Genomic DNA, 5853 nt, shown 5'->3' with positions numbered 1-5853 from the left:
GAAGGAACAGAGGTAACTTTAGATAAATTAGGGGGTGTTGCTTGGCAAGCACGTAAAGCGCGGCTTAAAAAACATTTATTGGAAATGGCAGGGCAATTAATCCGTATAGCTGCAGAGCGTATGACTCGTGCTGCGCCTGCTTTACTTCCACCAATTGGACCATTTGATGAGTTTGTTGCTTGCTTTCCCTATGAAGAAACGGAAGATCAAATGAATGCAATTGATGCTGTTCTGGATGATCTAGCCTCAGGCAAGCCGATGGATCGCTTGATATGCGGTGATGTTGGTTTTGGAAAAACTGAAGTAGCCATTCGAAGTGCTTTTGTTGCAGCATTAAATGGATATCAGGTTGCGGTTGTTGTACCAACAACTTTGCTTTCACGTCAACATTACAAAACATTTATTTCGCGTTTTCAAGGATTACCAGTTAAAATTGGACATGCTTCGAGGCTTGTAAAAGCGAAAGAACTTGCACGAGTAAAAAAAGGTGTTTCAGATGGTACAATCGATATTGTCATTGGAACCCATGCATTATTAAGTGGTGCAGTTAATTTTTTACGGTTAGGCCTTCTTATCATTGATGAGGAACAGCATTTTGGTGTCAAACACAAAGAGCGTTTAAAAGAGCTTAAAAGTGATATTCATGTTCTCACACTTTCAGCAACTCCCATACCACGCACTTTAGGGTTAGCTTTATCGGGTGTACGTGAACTTTCATTGATAACAACCCCCCCCATTGATAGAATGGCGGTTCGTACTTTTATTTCACCATTTGATGCACTTGTTATACGAGAGACCCTGCTTCGAGAATATTATCGTGGTGGACAAAGTTTCTATGTTTGTCCTCGTATTTCTGATCTGGCTTTTGTAGAAGAATATCTCAAAACACATGTGCCAGAACTGAAATTCGTTGTGGCTCATGGACAAATGCCGGCTGGACAACTTGATGATATCATGAATGCATTTTATGATGGGCAATATGATGTGCTACTCTCAACAACCATTATTGAATCGGGGCTTGATATTCCAACAGCCAATACTCTAATTGTGCATCGTGCTGAGATGTTTGGCCTTTCTGCCCTTTATCAGTTACGTGGTAGGGTAGGGCGTTCAAAACAACGTGCTTATGCTCTCTTTACATTTCCTGCTGGTAAAGTCTTAACAGCTGCTGCCGATCGCCGTCTTAAAGTTTTACAATCTCTTGACACCTTAGGGGCTGGTTTTCAATTAGCAAGCCATGACATGGATATCCGCGGTTCAGGCAATTTTTTAGGTGAAGAGCAATCGGGGCATATCAAAGAAGTTGGATTTGAACTCTATCAAAAAATGCTTGAAGAAGCTATTGCTGAATTAAAAGATGGAGAGCTAAATGAAGATAAGCAATGGTCTCCTCAAATTTCTCTTGGTACAACAGTGATGATACCAGAAAGTTTCGTGCCTGACTTATCATTACGTATGGGACTTTATCGTCGTTTAACAGAACTTGATGATTTAGAACAAATTGATGAATTTGCAGCGGAGTTAATTGATCGCTTTGGTCCTTTACCCATTGAGGTTCAACACCTTCTTAAAGTCTTTTATATCAAAACATTGTGTCGAAAAGCGCATGTAGAGAAATTAGATACAGGACCAAAGGGGATTGTTATACAGTTTCGTAATAACTATTTCGCAAATAGTGTTGCTCTTGTTCAGTGGGTTGGAAAACAAGGTTCGATGGCAAAAATTCGTCCAGATCAAAGTATCGCTCTTATTCGTGATTGGTCCACAGCGGATGAAAGGCTTGTTGGAGCAGCGAATATTATGACACAGCTTGTCGAAATGGCAGAACAACATTCTGTTTAAAAAATATCTTTATTATTTCAGAACTATTACTTATTTTTATATAAGAATAAAATTTAAGTTTATAATAAAGAACCATTTATATATTTATTTGGTTTTTATTATACACGTATTGATATAATTAAGAAAATAGATTAGATTGTTTAACTCCAATAAGTAGCACTTATCATATAATAAGCTAATAAGCTTTTGTAAATTTTTTAGAAAGAAAAAATTTGGTAAAGATAACATGCTTTCTTCATTACAAAAGTGTCTAACTATCGTTTTTTTATTACTCACTTTGATATATGGCGTAAAAAACGCTCACGCTGAGTTATCTTCTGATGAACAATACCAACATTTAAAAAACAAAAGAAAGAATATTAAAGAGAGCATACAATTTATTGAAGAAAGTATGTCTCATTTGAACATTTGGGAAAAAAATATTTCTAAAGCAGAGTACTATGAGCGTTTGCAGGAACGGAATAAGCTATACAAAAAACTGAAAACTCTGAAGAATGAATATTATAATCTTGGTTCGAAATTACAGGATCTAGCTGAAAAAAAACAAAAAATTATCTTTAGAATACATATAGCGAGAGAGTACGAAGTAGGGGAGTATGAAGAAAAGTTGATTAAAACAAAAGATTATTTAAAAAAAACTCAAATGTTTAATGAATGGGGAATGAATGAGAAAAGTGGAGGTGATGATGAGATAATGAAAAATTATCTCATGTTTATTATTGCTTGCAACACGTTAGCGGATATATTGCAGAGTGATATAGGTGCTATTTTGCGCAAAGATTTTGATTGGAAAGATAAAGATTTTAGTTAGGCTAAAGGCGCAAATAATTCAATAAGTCCTAGTTTAGTCAGGGATATTAAAGAATTACTAACAGATGGCTCTTATAGTTATGAAAAACAAATATTTGACGATATAAAAAATAGTCTTACAAAAGATAATTGGTTTGTTAAAAATGCACCTGAGCTTTGTAGAACGATTAAAGAAGTACATAATATAATGCTGCCAAACAAGAAAAAGAATATTATAGATCGTATGCGTTCTCATGTTAAAGAATTATTCAATTAAAAAGTATTGTTTGATTTATGTTGAATTATATTCAAAATAGAAAAATACTTAATTTTTCTTAACAGTATAATTTAGAAAATTCATAAAAAATAATGCCATAAGAATATCCAATTAAAAATTTTCTCATATAAATACAGATAAATTAAGATTATATAATAAATAATATTTAAAATATGTTAGTAAAATATATTTTAATTTTTTGTTTTTAATATTAATTTATAATAAAGTAATTTTATGTATATAAGATATTATATATTGTTATTATCATATAAGATTTAATATATATTAAATAATAAACTCATATATCTTTTTTATGTTTTCTTTTTATGCATAATTTTTTGTGTTTGTAGTTTTTTATTTTTATCTGATTAATTATTTTAATGACGATACATCTCATATCATAAATCTTGTTTCATTAATACGATAAGAGAAATATTTATAGCTCTAAGTTGTGTTATATACAGAAACAAAATGATATTTTGAATTCATTTTTTTTAAAACTTAAATCATTAACGATTTATATCTTTGATGTTCTGAAAGATGAAAAGAATTTACAATTTAGCAGCTTCTTTTATTTGAGAAATAACTTAAAATAAATTGATAAAAGCTATATTTTTATTCACGTTGTAAAGCTGAGAGATGATATTTGTACAGAGGTACAATAATGGGTGTTTAATATATGAGCATAAATTTATTATGGCTTTGGGCACGTAAGATAATTCATAGGGGGTATTTTTATTCTTTTGTTTAGTAGTTTTATCTATAAAACTAATTCCGCTTATGATGTACAAGTGGAGAAATTTTATTGATTCAATAATAAGAGAGATTCGCGCTATTAGGATCTTTCACACAATATAGAAAAAAGATAAATTATTATTATAAATTAATATGTTATTATATTTTAAGGAAGTTTATTATAAATAAAATATTTTCAGCAGTCATAGATTTTTTCTCTAAGAAAATGTGTTGTTTAATTAAGAAAAAACGCTTCTTTAGTAGCGTATTTTTAAACTAAACTGTTTAGTTAAACGCTATAGAATATAAAATTTTTTATTACAAAAGCGTATCACCATTGTTTTGTAAACAAGGGCAGAATTTTTAGACAATCAGTGGTTTAATTCATCAAATGTTTCAATAATATCATAGATGATTTTGTTTTTGTGTATCATACAAGGCACATAAGGAAAACAGTAAAATTTATCTGATATTTTGGAGCTTCATGCATTGCAACACCTGTTTCTAAGGTTCTATGAGCTTAACACGAAGAGTAATAAATGTAAAAAGTTTAATTAGTAAGTTTTTTAGAGTAGTATTAGAGTTTATTTTAATTAATATTGCAATATTGATTCGTTTGTGTAATCTTAGTTTAAATGCACAGAGGTGTTTTATGGATAGATTGCATCAAATACCAATGTGATGAAGAGGGGAAATGATATGAGTGTATAAAATTAGAATGGCTCGTCGTATTTTTTCTCTAAATTTGACTTTTTTTTTTATATTGAAGTAAAAATAGTAAAATTAATTGTTATTTCATTATAAGTTAATAAATTAAGTTGGAATTATATTGAATATTTTTTTGAAGTTACTTAAAAGCGCGTTGAAAGGATTAACTTAATCATGTCGCATAAAAATGTTTATTCTGCTGTTTCAGTATTAGTTGGAGCCGCTGCCCTTTTTCTTATAGCTGGTATTTCTGCAAATGCGCAAACTTTATCACAAGGTTGGTACAAAGTTTGCAGTAAGCAGCATGATGTTGATATTTGTAATACAATGAATACTGTATTATCGAATACGGGACAACCTTTAACGGCTTTTAATCTTGTTGAAATAAAAGGGAAGCAAAATGAAAAACGTATAGGCATTCAAGTGCCGACAGGTCGTTTTTTGCCAGAAGGTGTTCATATTAAAATTGGTGATGATTTCTCTAAAAAAATCCCTTATGTGATTTGTAATGGACCAAGTTGTATTGCCAATGATGTTTTAGATGATAAGCTTATAGCAGCTATGAAAAGTGGTACAAAAATGGTTGTAACCACAGTTAATTTCCGTGGTTCAGCTAATCCTATTGAATTTTCTCTGAATGGATTTACAGCAGCCTATACCGGTCCTGGTATGGAAGAAAAAGATTTTCAACAAGAACAAATAAAGCTGCAGCAAGCTATTCAATCAAAACAAAAAGAAATTGAAGAGCGTATGCGTGCTGAGCAAGAAAAAGCAAAACAAAAGTAATAAAACCACACCATAAAATTTGGTCAAAACGTTTTCTATAATTGTTTATTTGAACCGCCACAGTTTTCTGTGGCGGTTTTTTAAAATCCTTAATTTTTCGAAAGAATTCTGCGTTTCCACCAACCAATACGTTCAGTTTTGGAAGAATCATTAGGCGTTGATGAAATAACAACGGGTTGATTAATTGTTTCTTCAATTTGGGAAGGAGAGGTTTCGATAATTTCCTCCATCTCGATTACAGTTTCTTGCTCTAATATTTTTTGTACTTGCGTTGTCTCTTTAGAAGATGATTTTTTACGTGTTCCACGTGTTGATTTTTTACTCTTTTCAAGAGCTTTATCTTCTACCTCATGAATAGATTTGTCTGCTTTTTTTGTTTTAGTTTTACGCACCGAACTGGTTGTAGGTTTTTCTTCAAGAGATTTTTGTTCTGCAATATTTTGATCATTCTCTAAAGAAAGTTGATTTTCTATTACTTTTGAAGAACGTGTTTTACGTTTTTTAGGTTTAATACTTGTATCATTTTTTTTAGATTCACTCTGTTGTTGTATACCTAGAGCTTGTGTATTATTTTTTGTTTCTTCAAGTTCAAAAGATTTAGCAGATGAAACACGACGTTTGCGATGCGCTGCTTTAATTTCTGCTAAAGCTTGCTTAGCAAAATCTCCCACTGGTTCTGCATAAGGAACGCGAATCTGATGAAAACTATTATCTTG

Annotated in this window: 3 protein-coding genes and 1 pseudogene; 3 read left to right on the top strand and 1 reads right to left on the bottom strand. The window is 31.3% G+C overall.

Annotation, left to right across the window (positions count from 1 at the left end):
* The 3 genes from ACFIO3_RS07565 to ACFIO3_RS07555 all read left to right on the top strand — a co-directional run.
* Window positions 1-1842: transcription-repair coupling factor (locus ACFIO3_RS07565; RefSeq protein ID WP_375704271.1), on the top strand; the 1842-nt coding region annotated here is incomplete at its 5' end.
* Between the two features lie 226 nt (window positions 1843-2068).
* Window positions 2069-2653 carry a hypothetical protein gene (locus tag ACFIO3_RS07560; RefSeq protein WP_375615190.1) on the top strand — a complete coding sequence of 195 codons (585 nt, stop codon included), beginning with the start codon at window positions 2069-2071 and terminating at the stop codon, window positions 2651-2653.
* 1872 nt (window positions 2654-4525) lie between these two features.
* Window positions 4526-5137 (top strand): invasion associated locus B family protein, encoded by a 612-nt coding sequence (locus ACFIO3_RS07555; RefSeq protein ID WP_375610352.1) that lies wholly within the window; start codon window positions 4526-4528, stop codon window positions 5135-5137.
* An 89-nt stretch (window positions 5138-5226) separates the two neighbouring features.
* On the opposite strand, the pseudogene ACFIO3_RS07550 reads toward ACFIO3_RS07555, so the two are convergent.
* Window positions 5227-5853, bottom strand: a pseudogene (locus tag ACFIO3_RS07550) (ribonuclease E/G); the annotation flags it as partial.

This window comes from Bartonella sp. AD328YNZD (assembly GCF_042196425.1).
This window is presented reverse-complemented; position numbering and strand designations above follow the sequence as displayed.